Here is a 14272-nt window from a genome sequence, read left to right as displayed (position 1 = left end):
AGGCCAATCCCCCCGAGCCCCCACCATGTTCAAAGGCTTGCCCCTGCTTTTCCTGCTGCTCAGCCTCACGGCCCACGCCGAAAACTGGCCGGCCAAGCAATGGTCAACCGCCCCGGCAGCTACCGGCCCGGCGCTTCAAGCCCTGGAAAACTACGCCTTCCCACCCCGCAACGACACCACCCGCCAGGGCATCCGCACCGATGCCTTGCTGGTGATCCGAGACGGTCAACTGATCTACGAACGCTACGCCGGCCCGACCACCGCCGATACCCCGCACCTGACCTGGTCCATCAGCAAAAGCCTGATGGCCACGGTCCTCGGCGTGGCCTATGGCGAAGGCCTGTTCAAACTCCAGGACCCGGCGCTGAAGTTTTATCCAGCGCTGCAAACGCATCCGACGATGACCATGGCCGACCTGCTGCACTGGGCCTCGGGCCTGGACTGGCAGGAAGACTATGAATACGCGCCTCTGAAGTCTTCGGTGGTGGCCATGCTCTACACCCGTGGCCGCCAGGATATTGCCGCGTTCACCGCAGGCCACGACGAATACGCCAAGCCCGGCCAGGCGTTCCGCTATTCCAGCGGTGACACCAATCTGCTGTCGGCGGCGCTGAAAAACATCGTCGGTCCGACCCGTTATCCGGACTATCCCTGGACCGCGCTGTTCGACCCCTTGGGGATTCGCCATGCCGTCTGGGAAACCGACGCCAGCGGCACCTTTGTCGCCTCGTCCTACGCCTACCTCACTGCCCGGGACCTGGCGCGAGTCGGCCTGTTGATGGCCCGTGACGGTCGTTGGGGCGATCGACAAGTGGTGCCCAAAGAGTGGGTCGCCTTCAACCGCGAACCTTTCGCCCGCTACCAGGCTAATCAGGACGAAGCGGTGCCCGGCGGCCATTGGTGGCTCAATCGCTCGATAGAGGGTGCCGCAAAACCCTGGCCCGACGCTCCCGCCGACACATTCGCCGCACTGGGTCATTGGGGGCAGGCGATGTATGTGATTCCCGGTGAACACCTGGTGATCGTTCGCTACGGCGATGATCGCGACGGCAGCTATCGACACAACGAACTGCTCAAGCTCGCGCTCAAGGCCTTTGTCGCAAAGGTGCAGCCATGAACCGCCACGGTTTGGTTCGTCGGCGACCGTTCAGCACGCTGTGGATGATCCTGCTGATCGTTGTGCTCGGCTGGATCTGGCAGGAGCGGGTGGCGCTGTGGGCGTTCCCGGACATCATCAGCGCCTACACCGCCAAGGAATATTGCTCATGCCGGTACGTGATGGATAACGACGCCGAGTATTGCCATGGCTATGTGAAGCAGTGGTTGCCCACCAGCGGGTTTACCGAAGATGCGGAGAGCAAGCGCGTAACGGTCAGCGGCATGGGGCGCAGCAACAGCTCGGTGTGGGTCGGTGAGCGCCAAGGCTGCCGCCTGCAGCCTTGAATACGATGACGCGCTCTTTAGCAAAGGAGCTTTTGTGAGGAGGGGGCTTTTGTGGTGAGGGGCAAGCCCGGGCTTGCCCTAATGCCAGTCAGTTAAGCGAATGAGCCGCTTTTCTGTAGGAGCCAGCGGTGCGGCGATCCGACTTGCCGGCGAAGGCGCTCTTAAGGACGCCTTCGCCGGCAAGCCTGGCTCCTACAGGTCCGATTTACCCTTAACTGACAGGCATTAGGGCAAACCCCATCACCACAATGCCGGGTGTCAGTGATGGACAGTTTGCATCTGGCCCGCGGACGGTTAAGGTTCGTGCAGGTTCATCTACCCACGAGTCTCTATGTTCAACCGTCCCCTTGCCAAAATCCTCGCCTTCCTGCTGCTGGCCGGCACTGCATTGTCGGCCCAGGCCAATTGGTACCTGGACGGCGAATCCTCGCGGCTGTCATTCATCAGCACCAAAAACGCCAACATTTGCGAAGTGCAACGCTTCCTGGTGCTGCACGGCAAGGTCAGCCCCACGGGCCTGGCCGAGGTGGAAGTCGAACTGGATTCGGTGAACAGCGGCATCCCGTTGCGCGACGAACGCATGCGCAAGGAGCTGTTCCAGATCCAGACATTCCCCGAAGCCTTGATCACCACGCAAATCGATCTGCGCCCGATCAACGACCTCGCGCCGGGTGCGCAACTGGAATTGCGGTTGCCGTTGACTGTCGACCTGCATGGCAAGCAACACCAATACCACGCCGAACTGCTGGCGACCCGCCTCGATGATCGACGCTTTCAGGTCGCGACCCTCGAACCGCTGGTGATCAACGCCGAAGATTTCGACCTGGCACCTGGCCTGGAAAGCTTGCGCAAGGTCGCCGGCTTGTCGGCCATCAGTCTGTCGGTGCCGGTGGCTGCGGTACTGATTTTCACGGCGCGCTGACATGGCCGGCGCAATTTTCCCCTGGCGTGAAGGCAATGCTTTTGAACTGCTGATCGATGGCCCGCAGTTTTTCCCCCGGATGCTGGTCGCGATTGCCCGCGCCGAAGAACAGGTGGAGCTGGAGCTGTACCTGGTGGAGGCGGGCGCCTGTGCCGAGGCCATGGTCCAGGCGCTGGTCCAGGCCGCTGAGCGCGGGGTGCGGGTACGTTGCCTGTTCGATGATTACGGCAGTCTGGCGTTTACGCTGACCTTGCGTCAGCGGCTGATGGCTGCGGGTGTCGAATTGCGATTCTACAATCGCCTGAGCTGGCGACGCTGGGTGGGCAATTTCTACCGCGATCACCGCAAGCTGTTGCTGGTCGACCAGTGTCTGGCGGTGGTCGGCGGCACGGGTGTCACCGATGAATTCTGGACACCGGAAGAAGACATCAGCGAATGGCACGAAGTGATGGTGGAAATCAGAGGACCGCTGGTCATCGACTGGCAGTTGCTGTTCGATCGTCAATGGATCGCCAACCGCCATCGCCGTGCCTGGAAACCGGCGTCGCACTTCGGCTTGCCACGTCTGCCGCGAGTGCCATCCATGGGCGAGGGCATGGGCCGGGTCGCTTATGCCGACGCCCGTCAGCACCGGGACATCCTGCAATCGCTGATTCGCGCCCTGAACAGTGGCCAGCGGCGGATCTGGCTGGCCACCCCGTATTTCCTGCCGACCTGGAAAGTCCGTCGCTCACTGCGCCGGGCGGCCTCCCGCGGCATCGATGTGCGCCTGCTGCTGACCGGGCCTCGCACCGATCACCCCTCGGTGCGCTACGCCGGGCATCGCTATTACCCGCGATTGCTCAAGTCCGGGGTGAAAATCTTCGAATACCAGCCGTGTTTCCTGCACCTGAAAATGGTGCTGGTCGACGACTGGGTGAGTATCGGCTCGTGCAACTTCGATCACTGGAACCTGCGCTTCAACCTGGAAGCCAACCTTGAAGCGCTGGATGCAGGGCTGACACGTGCGGTGGCGGCGAGTTTCGAGAAGGACTTTACCCTGAGCCAGGAGGTCAGCCTCGAGGCGTGGCAACGCCGGCCATTGTGGCGGCGGGTGAAGCAAAGGGTGTGGGGGTGGGTGGATCGGCTGGTGGTGAACGTGCTGGATCGTAGGGGCTAACCCCAATCTTCAAAACACCGGAAACCTAATGTGGGAGCGGGCTTGCTCGCGAAGGCGGCGTGTCAGTCAACAATGATGTCAACTGACAGTCCGCTTTCGCGAGCAAGCCCGCTCCCACAGGTTTTTGCAGTGTTTGGACGATTACAGCAGTTCGAAGCTTTGCTGCGTCACGTCCTGGGAATCCAGGCCGATCTGCACATTGAACGTGCCCGGTTCCGCCGCGTATTTGAGCTGAGCGTTGAAGAACTTCAGATCATCTTCGGTGATGGTGAAATGCACGACTTTCTGTTCACCGGCCTTGAGCATGATTTTCTGGAAGTTCTTCAGTTCCTTGACCGGTCGGATCATCGAGCCGGTCACGTCCTGGATGTACAACTGCACCACGGTTTCGCCGTCACGCTTGCCGGTGTTTTTCACCATGACGCTGGCATCGAGCTTGCCGGTCTTGTTCAGCGTGGTCGACGACAGTGCCATATCGGTCAGGCTGAAACGGGTGTAGCTCAGGCCGAAACCGAACGGGAACAGGGGACCTGTGGTGTCATCGAAATACTGCGAGGTGTAGTTGCCCGGTTTACCCGGCGTGAACGGCCGGCCGATGCTCAGGTGGTTGTAGTAGGTCGGAATCTGGCCCACGGAACGCGGGAACGTGATCGGCAGTTTGCCCGACGGGTTGTAGTCGCCGAACAGCACGTCGGCGATGGCGTTGCCGCCTTCGGTGCCGCTGAACCAGGTTTCCAGGATCGCGTCAGCCTGTTCCTTCTCTTCGAGAATCGACAGCGGGCGGCCGTTCATCAACACCAGTACCAGTGGTTTGCCGGTGGCTTTCAAGGCCTTGATCAACTCGCGCTGGTTGACCGGGATGTTCAGGTCGGTACGGCTCGACGATTCGTGGGACATGCCGCGAGACTCGCCCACGGCTGCCACCACCACATCGGCCTCCTTGGCGGCTTTCACGGCCTCGTCGATCAGCACTTGGGCCGAACGCGGGTCGTCCACCACTTCCGGGGCATCGAAGTTGAGGAAGTTCAGGTAATCGAGGACTTTCCTGTCGCTGGTGATGTTGGCGCCACGGGCGTAGATCAGCGTCGACTGCGCGCCCAGCGCATGAGTCATGCCGTCGAACAGGGTCACCGATTGAGCCGGACGGCCCGCGGCGGCCCAACTGCCCATCATGTCGATCGGCGCTTTGGCCAGCGGGCCGACCAGGGCGATTTTCGCGGTTTTCTTCAACGGCAGGGTTTCGCCCTGGTTCTTCAGCAACACCAGGCTGCGGCGCGCGACATCGCGGGCTTCGGCGCGGTGCAGGCGGCTGTCGGCGTAGGTGTCAACCGGGTCATCCTCGGCCTTGCCGATGCGCAGGTACGGGTCCTTGAACAGGCCCATGTCGTATTTGGCCCCCAGCACGGCACGCACGGCATTGTCGATGTCGCTCTGCTGGATCTCGCCGACCTTCAGCAATCCCGGTAGTTCCTTGCCATAGAGCGTGTCGTTCATGCTCATGTGGATGCCGGCCTTGATGGCGAGCTTCGCGGCTTCGCGACCGTCACGGGCGACGCCGTGCTTGATCAGCTCGAAAATCGCTCCGTGGTCGCTGACGGCCAGGCCCTTGAAGCCCCATTGCTGGCGCAACAGGTCATTCATCAGCCAGGTATCGGCGGTGGCCGGCACGCCGTTGATCGAGTTCAGCGCAACCATCACGCCGCCGGCACCGGCGTCAATCGCAGCGCGGTACGGCGGCAGATAGTCCTGGTACATCTTGACCGGGCTCATGTCGACGATGTTGTAGTCGCGACCGCCCTCGACCGCGCCATACAAGGCAAAGTGCTTGACGCTGGCCATGATGCTGTCGGCCGCGTTTGCGCCCGCGCCCTGGAAGGCCTTGACCATGACGCCGGCGATGCGCGACACCAGGTAAGTGTCTTCACCGAAGCCTTCGGAGGTGCGGCCCCAGCGTGGGTCACGGGAGATGTCCACCATCGGCGCGAAGGTAATGTCGAGGCTGTCCGCCGCGGCTTCTTTGGCGGCGATGCGCCCGGACAGACCGATGGCGTCCATGTCCCAGCTCGAAGCCAAGGCTATCGGAATCGGGAAAATGGTGCGGTGGCCGTGGATCACGTCATAGGCGAAGAACATCGGGATCTTCAACCGGCTGCGCATGGCCGCGTCCTGCATCGGACGGTTTTCCGGACGGGTGATCGAGTTGAACGTGCCGCCGATGTTGCCGGCGGCGATTTCCTTGCGGATCAGCTCCCGAGGCATTTCCGGGCCGATGCTGATCAGGCGCAACTGGCCGATTTTTTCATCGAGGGTCATTTGCTTCATCAGGTTGCTGACGAAGGCGTCCTTGTTCTCCAGAGGTGCGGGCGTCGTGGCGGCCAATACGGTATGACTGGCCAGGCTGACGAACAGGCCCAGCAAACACAGCTTCTTCATGAATGGTTTTCTCTAAAGCCTAAACGGCAGTGAATACGCGCCGGTCAGCCAAAATTTAGGGAGCGACTATTGTTGTTCAGGTAAATGCAGCACACTTTGGTAGTGTTTTTTGCGCTGGGGCATGTTTTAGCCCATTGGCTCGATGCAATCCAGTGGTGGCGCAGATTATGCCCCAAGAGCCGTCTTCGAAGTTCGCAGGTTGTTTTTTCAACGGAATGTGCAAGGGAGCGTCAACCAGATGAACGTACGACACCACTATCGGACCCGCCTGCAGCTGGCAGCCTTGATGTTGCTGAGCGCCTTGCTGGCAGGCTGCGGCATCAACAACATTCCGACCCTCGACGAACAGGCCAAGGCCGCCTGGGGCCAGGTGCAGAACCAGTACCAGCGCCGCGCCGACCTGATCCCCAACCTGGTGGAAACCGTCAAGGGCTACGCGCAGCATGAACAGGAGACCTTGACCGCGGTGGTCGAAGCCCGGGCCAAGGCCACTTCGATTCAGGTCGATGCCAACACCCTGGACAATCCGGAGAAACTTAAACAGTTCCAGCAGGCCCAGGATCAGCTGACCGGCGCATTGAGTCGTTTGATGGTGGTCGTCGAGCGCTACCCGGATCTCAAGGCCAACCAGAACTTCCTCGCGTTGCAGTCGCAGCTTGAAGGCACCGAGAACCGCATCGCCGTGGCGCGCCGGGATTTCATTCTGGCGGTGCAAAAGTACAACACCGAAATCCGTACCTTCCCCGGTCGGCTGTGGCACACGGTGATGTACAGCGATCTGCCTGTGCGCGAGACCTTCGAGGCCACCAGCCCCGAAGCGCAAAAAGCGCCTGAAGTGAAGTTCCAGTAAGCGCCGGTTCAGGTTGGATGCGTCACCATGCATGAGGTTGCCAATGCGCGTGTTGAAAGTTGGCCTGGTGCTGTTGCTCTGGGTGTTGGCCCTGGCGGCCCAGGCCGAATTGAAGTTCCCGCAGCTGACCGGGCGGGTGGTGGACAACGCCGGGATGATCGAGCCGTCGGTGCGCGAGCAGCTCACCCAACAGCTCAACGCCCATGAAAAGGCCACCGGTGAGCAGTTGGTGGTGGTCACGTTGCCGGATTTGCAGGGCACTGACATCGCGGACTTCGGTTATCAGCTCGGGCGCCACTGGGGCATCGGCCAGAAGGACAGGAACAACGGCGCGTTGCTGATCGTCGCTCGCGATGAGCGCAGGTTGCGCATCGAAGTCGGTTATGGTCTGGAAGAGCGCCTGACCGATGCGCAGAGTTCGGTGATCATCAATCAGGTGATCACCCCGGCGTTCAAGGCCGGCAACTTCAGCAAGGGCATCAGCGACGGGGTCGCGGCGATGCTGGTGGTATTGGGGGGGAACCCGCTGGATGAGCCGTCCACGGTCTACGAATCCCGAGGCGATCAGCAAAGCGACTTCGTTACGCGGCATCCGGGGTTGCTGGTGTTTCTGGTGATGCTGTTCATCCTGACGATTTTCGTCTGCCAGATGCTCGGTATCCTGCCAAGCGGTGGCGGCCGAGGCAGCTCGGGAGGCGGGTTTGGCGGTGGCGGTTTTGGTGGCGGAGGAGGCGGGGGCTTCAGTGGCGGCGGGGGCAGTTTCGGTGGCGGCGGTTCGTCGGGCGGCTGGTGATGACACGGGTAAAACCATAGCGAGCAGGCATCTTCAATCATGGCATTACTGACTGAACACGAACAACGCAAAGTCGCCGAGGCGATTGCCCGGGTCGAGCGCGATACCGACGCCGAACTGGTGACAGTGCTCGCGGCCCGTGCCGACGACTATGCCTACATCCCGTTGCTCTGGGCCAGTCTGCTGGCGCTGGTGGTGCCGGGTGTCGTGCATTACCTGAGCGGCTGGCTGACTCTGCACAGCCTGCTGCTGGTGCAATGGGTCACCTTCATCGTGCTGTGCCTGTTGTTTCGAATTCCCAAAGTCACCACGCACCTGATTCCGCGTTCGGTGCGTCACTGGCGCGCCTCGAACCTGGCCCGTCGGCAGTTCCTGGAGCAAAACCTGCACCACACGATGGGCAGCACCGGCATGCTGATTTTCGTCTCGGAGGCCGAGCGCTATGTCGAGATCCTGGTGGATGAGGGCATTTCGAAGCGCCTGGACAACAAGAACTGGGACACGATTGTGACGGCGTTCACTGAGCAGGTGAAACAGGGGCAGACCTTGCAGGGGTTTGTCACCTGCGTCGAAGCCTGCGGCGAATTGCTCAAGGTGCATGTTCCGGTGACCCATGTGCGCAATGAGTTGCCCAACCGGTTGGTGGTGCTTGGCTGAGGACTGTGCAGGTCCGTTTGTGTAGCGCGCGACGCTACAACCTTGGCAAGTTGCCCGAGTGCAGGCCTGTCTTCAACATCTCTCTCTAACAGTGAGCGCCCGGTAACGGGGGTTCTGACATAGAGGGAGTTTTTGTCATGTCAACGCATCAACCGCTCGACTCTTTTGTGTGTGCAGTGCCCGGTGGCGGAGGTAATGCCCCATCGGCCCGGCTGACTGCGAAAGAGAAGCAAGCCCTGATCTGGTGCTACCAAGGGAAAACCTCCTGGGAAATCGCCAGGATTCAGAATTGCTCGGTCTCCACGATCAACTTTCACTTCTCCAATATCCGCCGCAAGTTTGCCGTCAACTCGCGCAGTAGCGCGTTGCTCAAAGCCATTGAGGCAGGCGTCATTGTTATTGCAGAGATCGATCCGCGAGGCGTCCATGAGCCTGACTGACTCGACCTACAATAGCCTCAGTGGGCTCATGCTGGGATTGGGCATCGCGACGCTGCCCTCGATCGATGGCGAGGCGCTGTTCGGTGCGGCGCTGGGGGCATGGCTCGTCACGACGACCGGGAGCAATTTCAAGGCCTGGCAACGTATCGGCTCCTGGCTGCTGTCGGCAGGCGTCGGCTATCTGTTTACCCCGGTTGCGTTGCGGCTGGCTCCATTCCTGACCGGGGGCGTGACGGCCTTTTTCTGCGCACTGATCGTCATCCCCATCAGCATCAAGCTGATGCAGTGGATTGACGGTGCCGGTATCGGCGAAATCATTCGGCATCTGCGAGGACGGGGATGATGGGCAATGAAATGATCGCGCTAGTCTTCATCACCGGTGTTGCTCATTTGCTGAGCGCGTTCAGGCTTGCCTGTTATCAGCGTGACGAACAACGTCATTGCTGGTGTGACGGACTATTGATCAGCCTGTGCGGAGGGGTGTTTTGCCTTGCCGGCATGGATGTACTGCTGGCATTTGTGCCAGTGAGTCCGTGGCATGCAGTGGTGAGCGTTTTGTCATGCGCACTGATTATTCGCAGCAGCGGCAACATCATGCAGTTGTGGCATGCCTTGAAGTAGCGAAGTGGGGGATTACATAGGGCTTTATGTGTCGTTCGAATGTTGCAGTGTCGCGAGGATAGAAGCCATTTTCGACAGTTTGAGTTCCATGTCGCGCAGTCGCCATTTTTCTTCCAGTGCGTGTTGTATGGCACAGCGATCATCTTCGCTGAGCAATCGCCAGAGCGCGAGAATAGTGTTTTCCCGGGTTTTGCTTTCTTGGGTGTCATCGGGGGGCGCGGCCAGTGCAGGCCGCAGGATAGGTCCTTCCCCCAGTAGCAACCAATCGAGCGAGATGCCGCGCGACTGCGCGATTTCTACGCATAATGAGTATGGTGTGCTGTCGCGTCCTTTCCAGCTGCTAAGTGTTTGGGGGCTGATCTGCAGCGCGGAAGATAAGGAGGCATCGGTTTTCGTGCCTGTTATCAGCTTTAGGCGAGTCAGAATATCTTGTGATTTTTTGCTACTCAATTTTAGCCTCTTCCTTTTGACACATGCATTTTGAGTGTCTAAATTACGCATATCGCGTATTTTTTTCTTGTGAGTGATCAATCGTCAACTATGAATCAGAACAATACGATGTCGAAACTTCCTAATGGTATCAGGGTGATTTCCTACGAGCTTGACTCGTACCTGATACGGACCGGCCCATTGCACTTCCTTTTGTCAGGCAGACGTTATTCGCAAGACCGGACCGGGGTAATGATCAATGTTTCAAGCAGTATTGCGTTTGATCCTGTTGATTGCCACCTGATCACCGCGGGGAGTCAAGCATGAGCACTTACAAAATGGTGTGTCCGCACTGTTTGAACCGGATGCGCATCCGTACCAGCGAGGGCCGTCATATTTTCCTGCGGGTGGCGTATCTGCAATGTACGTCGGAGGCGTGCGGCTGGTCGGTTCGGGCCGAATTCGAAATGACCCATGAACTTTCGCCCAGTGGAATGCCTAATCCCGCCGTGCACTTACCCTGTGCGGGGCCCGATCTGCGTCGCGCCGCCCGGCCTGTTGCGGTGGCGACCTTGTCGGCGGACACGCCAGTGGAGTCGTTGGCATGAAAGACGGCGATGAAAGCCAGGCATTGAATGAGGAGTTGTTGGCCATTGCCCAGGCATTTCTGGCCCGCCATGAGGGCGACGGATCGATCGATGATCAGGTGCTGTTCTGTCGTGCAGTGAAGCACCTGGAGAGTGTCGAGGTGCCGATGCATCTGGCGGAAAGGCTGGTCAGCCATGCCTATGGAATGCTCAAGTCCAGCCATGATCGCCGGCGCCTGGATATCTCGGCCAGCTCCGAAACCGTCGCCGTGGTCACTGATCCGGCGAACGGCCTGACCTGGGCAGTGCCGGTGGGGTTGATTGTCAAGTACGTCATCAACTCCCCCACCAACCGTAAACTTCGGCTGGTGGAACCCTGAGTTTTGCGTGGATGTATTCAGGTCCTGGGTGGCGTTGCCGGGACCTGTCAAAAAATAACCCCGTGCCGAAAACCCCCATCCCCCTTAAAATGCCGGTCATTCCCGATTTTCCACGCCGAGGCGTTTTTTACATGTCCGTTACCGCCAGCCTCACGCCGGATCATCACGCGCAATTTATCGACCTGTTGGCGACCAGTCTGCAGCAGAACGCTTTCATCAAGCTGGTGCTGGCCAAGCATGTTGGCACAGAGACAGACCTGCAGCGGCTGATCATCAAGCAATTGACGGTCAAGGATCAGCCCTGCCTGTCCTTCGTCTATCGCTACAAGACCCGCGACATCACCAAGAACCTGACGCTTGCCGAGGGCATCGCGACCATCGCCGGGTTGCTGCCGGCCTCGTTCAAAAATGCGCATTTGCTGGCGCTGACTGACGAAGCCCAGCTCGAATACAGCAAAAAGGGCAAGTCTTCGCTGTTCAAGAGCAAACCCCAGCAATTACGCGAAGTGCCGTCCGCCGAACACAACCGCGAGAAAAACCGCTTCCTCGACCTGAGCCGGCCATTCCTCGCCGACCTCGGCGTGACCAACAAGCAACATGAGCTGATCCCGGCGATGTCGCGCAAATGGAAGCAGATCAACAAGTTCATCGAAGTCTTCAGCCACGCGTTGACCTCCTCGCCCCTGGCGCTGGACAAGCCGGTACGGGTCGCGGACTTCGGTTCGGGCAAGGGATATCTGACGTTCGCGATCCACGACTACCTGCGCAATACCTTGAAAGCCGAAGGCGAGGTGACCGGGGTCGAGCTGCGTGAAGACATGGTCAGCCTGTGCAACACCGCGGCTGCAAAGCTGGAACATCCGGGGCTGGTGTTCAAATGCGGTGACGTGCGCAGCGTCGCGCCGAGCGAGCTGGACGTGATGATCGCGCTGCATGCCTGCGACATCGCTACCGACTATGCGATTCACACCGGCATTCGCTCCGGGGCCTCGATCATCATGTGCTCGCCGTGCTGCCACAAGCAGATCCGCCTGCAGATCCAGAGCCCGGCACTGCTCAAGCCGATGCTGCAATACGGCCTGCACCTGGGCCAACAGGCGGAAATGGTCACCGACAGTTTGCGTGCGTTGTTTCTGGAAGCCTGCGGTTATGAAACCAAGGTCTTCGAGTTCATTTCCCTGGAGCACACCAACAAGAACAAGATGATCCTGGCGGTCAAGCGCGCAGAACCGGTGGACCCGGCTCAGCTGTTGGTGAAGATCCAGGAGTTGAAGGATTTCTACCACATCAGCGAGCATTGCCTGGAAACCCTGCTGCGGGCTGACGGTTACCTCTGATCCTGTCGCGAGACGACGGATCGCCGCACCGCTGGCTCCTACAGGATTACGCCGCGGCAACCTGCGCCGGTTTGACCGCGGTCTTGCGCCCCAACATCACCGTCACGATCACCCCGGCGGCAAACAGCCAGGTAATCGGCTCGATGTGCTCCCCGAAGAACAACGCTGAAAACGCGATGGTGAAGAAGATCTGCAACAGCTGGATCTGACTGACCCGGGCTATGCCGCCCATGGCCAGCCCGGCGTACCAGGCAAAGAAGCCGATGAACTGCGAAAACAGCGAGACGTATCCGAACGCCAAGGTTGTGCAGGCCGACAAATCGGTAGAAGACAGGGATTGATCAATCGAACTATGCTTTTTCATGGACTCGCCCTCGCTGTCGATGGCTGTTTAGACTGCCACCGTGGCGCATTGACGCCTCGGCTAGGGCGAGTCCATCCAATTACAGGGATCAGCGTAGTAGTCGGGTATTACCTGCCATGCAGATTAAGGACTACCTTGAATACTCCTGCAAACCCACCTGTTCCCCAGAGGAGTCCACCCCATGGCTGCCAAGAAAATTCTGATGCTGGTCGGCGATTACGTCGAGGACTATGAAGTGATGGTGCCCTTCCAGGCACTGCTGATGGTCGGCCACACGGTGCACGCCGTTTGCCCGGACAAAACCGCCGGCCAGACCGTGCGCACGGCGATCCATGACTTCGAAGGCGACCAGACCTACAGTGAAAAACCTGGCCACCTGTTTGCCCTGAACTTCGATTTTGCCAAGGTTGCCGAAACTGATTACGACGCACTGCTGGTGCCGGGCGGTCGTGCGCCGGAGTACCTGCGCCTGAACGAAAAAGTCCTGGAGCTGGTGCGAGCGTTCGACAAGGCCGGCAAACCGATCGCTGCCGTGTGTCACGGCGCGCAATTGCTGGCGGCGGCGGGCATTCTGGAAGGTCGCGAGTGCAGCGCCTACCCGGCGTGTGCCCCGGAAGTGCGCCTGGCGGGCGGTACGTTCATCGATATCCCGGTGACGCAAGGTCACGTTCAAGGCAATCTGGCCACTGCCCCGGCCTGGCCGGCGCACCCGAGCTGGCTGGCCGGTTTCCTCGGGTTGCTGGGCACCAAAATAACGCTGTAACGAGGGACCTGTGCATGTGCGAGCTCTACGTAAAGGCCGATCCGATTCTCTACGAATCGCGCTCCCGCTCGCTGCGTATCTGCGGGGTGGTCACCACCTTGCGCCTGGAGAATCAGTTCTGGGACATCCTCGGCGAAATCGCCGAGGTCGACGGCATGACCACCAATCAGTTGATCGCCAAGCTGTATGAAGAGGTGATGGATTATCGCGGTGAGGTGGTCAATTTTGCTTCGTTTCTGCGGGTGAGTTGTACGCGATACCTGAGTCAGCGACGGGTGCAGGCGCCGGAGTTATCGGTGGTGCGGGCGGCGGTGAAGTAGGGTGGTTTTGCGGTGACCCTGCAGGCCCCTTCGCGAGCAAGCCCGCTCCCACAATGACCGGCGTACACAAATCTACTGTGGGAGCGGCGGTGCGACGATTCGACTTGCTCGCGAAAGGGCCGTTACAGGCGACAGAAATCCCGAGGTGGTCTTTACTCTGAAGCGCGAAACCTCTCAATCGCCAAGGAGCATGAACATGTCTGGATGGTACGAAGTGAGCAAAAGCAGCAGTGGCCAGTTCAGGTTTGTACTGAAGGCCGCCAACGCCGAAACCATTCTGACCAGCGAGCTGTACACCTCCCGTGCGGCCGCCGACAAAGGCATCGCATCGGTTCAGTCCAACAGCTCGCTGGATGAACGCTACGAGAAAAAAACCACCAGGGACGGCCATCCTTACTTCAACCTCAAGGCCGGTAACCACGAGACGATTGGCAGCAGCGAGGCTTACGCCTCCGATGCCGCGATGGACAAAGGCATCGCCAGTGTGAAGGCCAATGGCCCGACCAAGGTGATCAAGGACAAGACCCTGCCGGTGCTTTAACGACACCCCCCCTGTAGGAGCTGGCTTGTCGGATCGCCGCACCGCAGCGAAGGCGGCGTGTCAGGCAACATCATTATCGGATGTGATGGCCTCTTCGCTGGCAAGCCAGCTCCTATGTATGGACTCGCCCCCACTGTCTACCCGCTTTCAAAAAAACTGCCGCCCCGTTGCATCTATGTATTAGGCCTATTCGAGGAAGCCGTCATCGGCTTCTGGCCAAAATTGGAAGAGCT

Annotated in this window: 18 protein-coding genes and 1 pseudogene; 16 read left to right on the top strand and 3 right to left on the bottom strand. The window is 59.6% G+C overall.

Annotated features, from left to right (window positions below; all coding sequences use genetic code 11):
• Nucleotides 1-25: 25 nt before the first annotated feature.
• The 4 genes from F8N80_RS17160 to F8N80_RS17145 all read left to right on the top strand — a co-directional run bounded on the left by F8N80_RS17160 (nt 26) and on the right by F8N80_RS17145 (nt 3524).
• Nucleotides 26-1117: a serine hydrolase domain-containing protein gene (locus tag F8N80_RS17160; RefSeq protein WP_150748080.1), complete on the top strand. Its 1092-nt coding sequence runs from the start codon at nt 26-28 to the stop codon at nt 1115-1117.
• The gene (locus tag F8N80_RS17155) at nt 1114-1443 is read left to right on the top strand and encodes an amidase (protein ID WP_150784308.1); all 330 of its coding nucleotides are present in this window, start codon (nt 1114-1116) and stop codon (nt 1441-1443) included. Before F8N80_RS17160 ends, F8N80_RS17155 begins: the two co-directional genes overlap by 4 nt.
• Before the next feature lie 331 nt (nt 1444-1774).
• On the top strand, nt 1775-2365 hold the full coding sequence (locus F8N80_RS17150; RefSeq protein WP_150784307.1) for a YceI family protein: 591 nt from the start codon (nt 1775-1777) through the stop codon (nt 2363-2365).
• A gap of 1 nt (nt 2366) precedes the next feature.
• Nucleotides 2367-3524 carry a phospholipase D-like domain-containing protein gene (locus F8N80_RS17145; RefSeq protein ID WP_150748083.1) on the top strand — a complete coding sequence of 386 codons (1158 nt, stop codon included), beginning with the start codon at nt 2367-2369 and terminating at the stop codon, nt 3522-3524.
• A gap of 141 nt (nt 3525-3665) precedes the next feature.
• Here the strand turns inward: F8N80_RS17145 and bglX are convergent, their stop codons facing one another.
• Nucleotides 3666-5957: a beta-glucosidase BglX gene (gene bglX, locus F8N80_RS17135; protein WP_150784306.1), complete on the bottom strand. Its 2292-nt coding sequence runs from the start codon at nt 5955-5957 to the stop codon at nt 3666-3668.
• 238 nt (nt 5958-6195) lie between these two features.
• Between bglX and F8N80_RS17130 the strand changes: the two genes are divergently transcribed.
• From F8N80_RS17130 to F8N80_RS17105, 6 genes are all read left to right on the top strand, one after another.
• The gene (locus F8N80_RS17130; protein WP_150784305.1) at nt 6196-6807 is read left to right on the top strand and encodes a LemA family protein; all 612 of its coding nucleotides are present in this window, start codon (nt 6196-6198) and stop codon (nt 6805-6807) included.
• A gap of 43 nt (nt 6808-6850) precedes the next feature.
• Entirely contained in the window at nt 6851-7600 is a 750-nt protein-coding gene (locus tag F8N80_RS31915) for a TPM domain-containing protein (protein ID WP_150748086.1), read from the top strand.
• A 39-nt stretch (nt 7601-7639) separates the two neighbouring features.
• Complete coding sequence (locus F8N80_RS17120) at nt 7640-8257, top strand: TPM domain-containing protein (protein ID WP_150748087.1); 618 nt, start codon at nt 7640-7642, stop codon at nt 8255-8257.
• Between the two features lie 137 nt (nt 8258-8394).
• Entirely contained in the window at nt 8395-8697 is a 303-nt protein-coding gene (locus F8N80_RS17115) for a helix-turn-helix transcriptional regulator (RefSeq protein ID WP_150748088.1), read from the top strand.
• Nucleotides 8684-9040 (top strand): putative holin, encoded by a 357-nt coding sequence (locus tag F8N80_RS17110; protein WP_150748089.1) that lies wholly within the window; start codon nt 8684-8686, stop codon nt 9038-9040. The genes F8N80_RS17115 and F8N80_RS17110 overlap by 14 nt, the downstream gene beginning before the upstream one ends.
• Nucleotides 9040-9318, top strand: coding sequence for a phage holin family protein (locus F8N80_RS17105; RefSeq protein ID WP_150784304.1), 279 nt, complete (start codon nt 9040-9042; stop codon nt 9316-9318). Before F8N80_RS17110 ends, F8N80_RS17105 begins: the two co-directional genes overlap by 1 nt.
• A gap of 24 nt (nt 9319-9342) precedes the next feature.
• Here the strand turns inward: F8N80_RS17105 and F8N80_RS17100 are convergent, their stop codons facing one another.
• The gene (locus F8N80_RS17100) at nt 9343-9768 is read right to left on the bottom strand and encodes a helix-turn-helix domain-containing protein (RefSeq protein ID WP_224790709.1); all 426 of its coding nucleotides are present in this window, start codon (nt 9766-9768) and stop codon (nt 9343-9345) included.
• A gap of 302 nt (nt 9769-10070) precedes the next feature.
• Here F8N80_RS17100 and F8N80_RS17095 point away from each other — a divergent pair, with 302 nt between their 5' ends.
• The 3 genes from F8N80_RS17095 (at nt 10071) to F8N80_RS17085 (ending at nt 12051) form a co-directional block, all read left to right on the top strand.
• A complete protein-coding gene (locus F8N80_RS17095; RefSeq protein ID WP_150748092.1) occupies nt 10071-10355 on the top strand; it encodes an ogr/Delta-like zinc finger family protein in 285 nt (94 codons plus the stop codon).
• Nucleotides 10352-10714 carry a hypothetical protein gene (locus F8N80_RS17090; RefSeq protein ID WP_150748093.1) on the top strand — a complete coding sequence of 121 codons (363 nt, stop codon included), beginning with the start codon at nt 10352-10354 and terminating at the stop codon, nt 10712-10714. Before F8N80_RS17095 ends, F8N80_RS17090 begins: the two co-directional genes overlap by 4 nt.
• Before the next feature lie 131 nt (nt 10715-10845).
• Nucleotides 10846-12051 (top strand): class I SAM-dependent methyltransferase, encoded by a 1206-nt coding sequence (locus tag F8N80_RS17085; protein WP_150748094.1) that lies wholly within the window; start codon nt 10846-10848, stop codon nt 12049-12051.
• Between the two features lie 46 nt (nt 12052-12097).
• Here F8N80_RS17085 and F8N80_RS17080 read toward each other — a convergent pair.
• Nucleotides 12098-12373, bottom strand: a pseudogene (locus tag F8N80_RS17080) (EamA family transporter); the annotation flags it as partial.
• Nucleotides 12374-12596: 223 nt separating this feature from the next.
• On the opposite strand from F8N80_RS17080, the gene F8N80_RS17075 reads away from it, so the two are divergent.
• The 3 genes from F8N80_RS17075 to F8N80_RS17060 all read left to right on the top strand — a co-directional run bounded on the left by F8N80_RS17075 (nt 12597) and on the right by F8N80_RS17060 (nt 14039).
• Nucleotides 12597-13178, top strand: coding sequence for a DJ-1/PfpI family protein (locus F8N80_RS17075; RefSeq protein WP_064679303.1), 582 nt, complete (start codon nt 12597-12599; stop codon nt 13176-13178).
• 14 nt (nt 13179-13192) lie between these two features.
• A complete protein-coding gene (locus F8N80_RS17070; RefSeq protein WP_150748096.1) occupies nt 13193-13498 on the top strand; it encodes a ribbon-helix-helix domain-containing protein in 306 nt (101 codons plus the stop codon).
• Nucleotides 13499-13694: 196 nt separating this feature from the next.
• Nucleotides 13695-14039 (top strand): YegP family protein, encoded by a 345-nt coding sequence (locus F8N80_RS17060; protein WP_150748098.1) that lies wholly within the window; start codon nt 13695-13697, stop codon nt 14037-14039.
• Nucleotides 14040-14272 lie beyond the last annotated feature (233 nt).

It is taken from the genome of Pseudomonas fluorescens (assembly GCF_902497995.1).
GTDB lineage: Bacteria > Pseudomonadota > Gammaproteobacteria > Pseudomonadales > Pseudomonadaceae > Aquipseudomonas > Aquipseudomonas fluorescens_BK.
Note: the sequence above shows the minus strand (reverse complement) of the source record. Positions and strands in the feature narration are given on the sequence as shown.

What these genes read in the sequence shown, in the direction of transcription:
- F8N80_RS17160 (WP_150748080.1), top strand. Translation starts at nt 26, where the DNA reads ATGTTCAAAGGCTTGCCCCTGCTTTTCCTGCTGCTCAGCCTCACGGCC.
- F8N80_RS17155 (WP_150784308.1), top strand. Translation starts at nt 1,114, where the DNA reads ATGAACCGCCACGGTTTGGTTCGTCGGCGACCGTTCAGCACGCTGTGG.
- F8N80_RS17150 (WP_150784307.1), top strand. Translation starts at nt 1,775, where the DNA reads ATGTTCAACCGTCCCCTTGCCAAAATCCTCGCCTTCCTGCTGCTGGCC.
- F8N80_RS17145 (WP_150748083.1), top strand. Translation starts at nt 2,367, where the DNA reads ATGGCCGGCGCAATTTTCCCCTGGCGTGAAGGCAATGCTTTTGAACTG.
- bglX (WP_150784306.1), bottom strand. Translation starts at nt 5,957, where the DNA reads ATGAAGAAGCTGTGTTTGCTGGGCCTGTTCGTCAGCCTGGCCAGTCAT.
- F8N80_RS17130 (WP_150784305.1), top strand. Translation starts at nt 6,196, where the DNA reads ATGAACGTACGACACCACTATCGGACCCGCCTGCAGCTGGCAGCCTTG.
- F8N80_RS31915 (WP_150748086.1), top strand. Translation starts at nt 6,851, where the DNA reads ATGCGCGTGTTGAAAGTTGGCCTGGTGCTGTTGCTCTGGGTGTTGGCC.
- F8N80_RS17120 (WP_150748087.1), top strand. Translation starts at nt 7,640, where the DNA reads ATGGCATTACTGACTGAACACGAACAACGCAAAGTCGCCGAGGCGATT.
- F8N80_RS17115 (WP_150748088.1), top strand. Translation starts at nt 8,395, where the DNA reads ATGTCAACGCATCAACCGCTCGACTCTTTTGTGTGTGCAGTGCCCGGT.
- F8N80_RS17110 (WP_150748089.1), top strand. Translation starts at nt 8,684, where the DNA reads ATGAGCCTGACTGACTCGACCTACAATAGCCTCAGTGGGCTCATGCTG.
- F8N80_RS17105 (WP_150784304.1), top strand. Translation starts at nt 9,040, where the DNA reads ATGGGCAATGAAATGATCGCGCTAGTCTTCATCACCGGTGTTGCTCAT.
- F8N80_RS17095 (WP_150748092.1), top strand. Translation starts at nt 10,071, where the DNA reads ATGAGCACTTACAAAATGGTGTGTCCGCACTGTTTGAACCGGATGCGC.
- F8N80_RS17090 (WP_150748093.1), top strand. Translation starts at nt 10,352, where the DNA reads ATGAAAGACGGCGATGAAAGCCAGGCATTGAATGAGGAGTTGTTGGCC.
- F8N80_RS17085 (WP_150748094.1), top strand. Translation starts at nt 10,846, where the DNA reads ATGTCCGTTACCGCCAGCCTCACGCCGGATCATCACGCGCAATTTATC.
- F8N80_RS17075 (WP_064679303.1), top strand. Translation starts at nt 12,597, where the DNA reads ATGGCTGCCAAGAAAATTCTGATGCTGGTCGGCGATTACGTCGAGGAC.
- F8N80_RS17070 (WP_150748096.1), top strand. Translation starts at nt 13,193, where the DNA reads ATGTGCGAGCTCTACGTAAAGGCCGATCCGATTCTCTACGAATCGCGC.
- F8N80_RS17060 (WP_150748098.1), top strand. Translation starts at nt 13,695, where the DNA reads ATGTCTGGATGGTACGAAGTGAGCAAAAGCAGCAGTGGCCAGTTCAGG.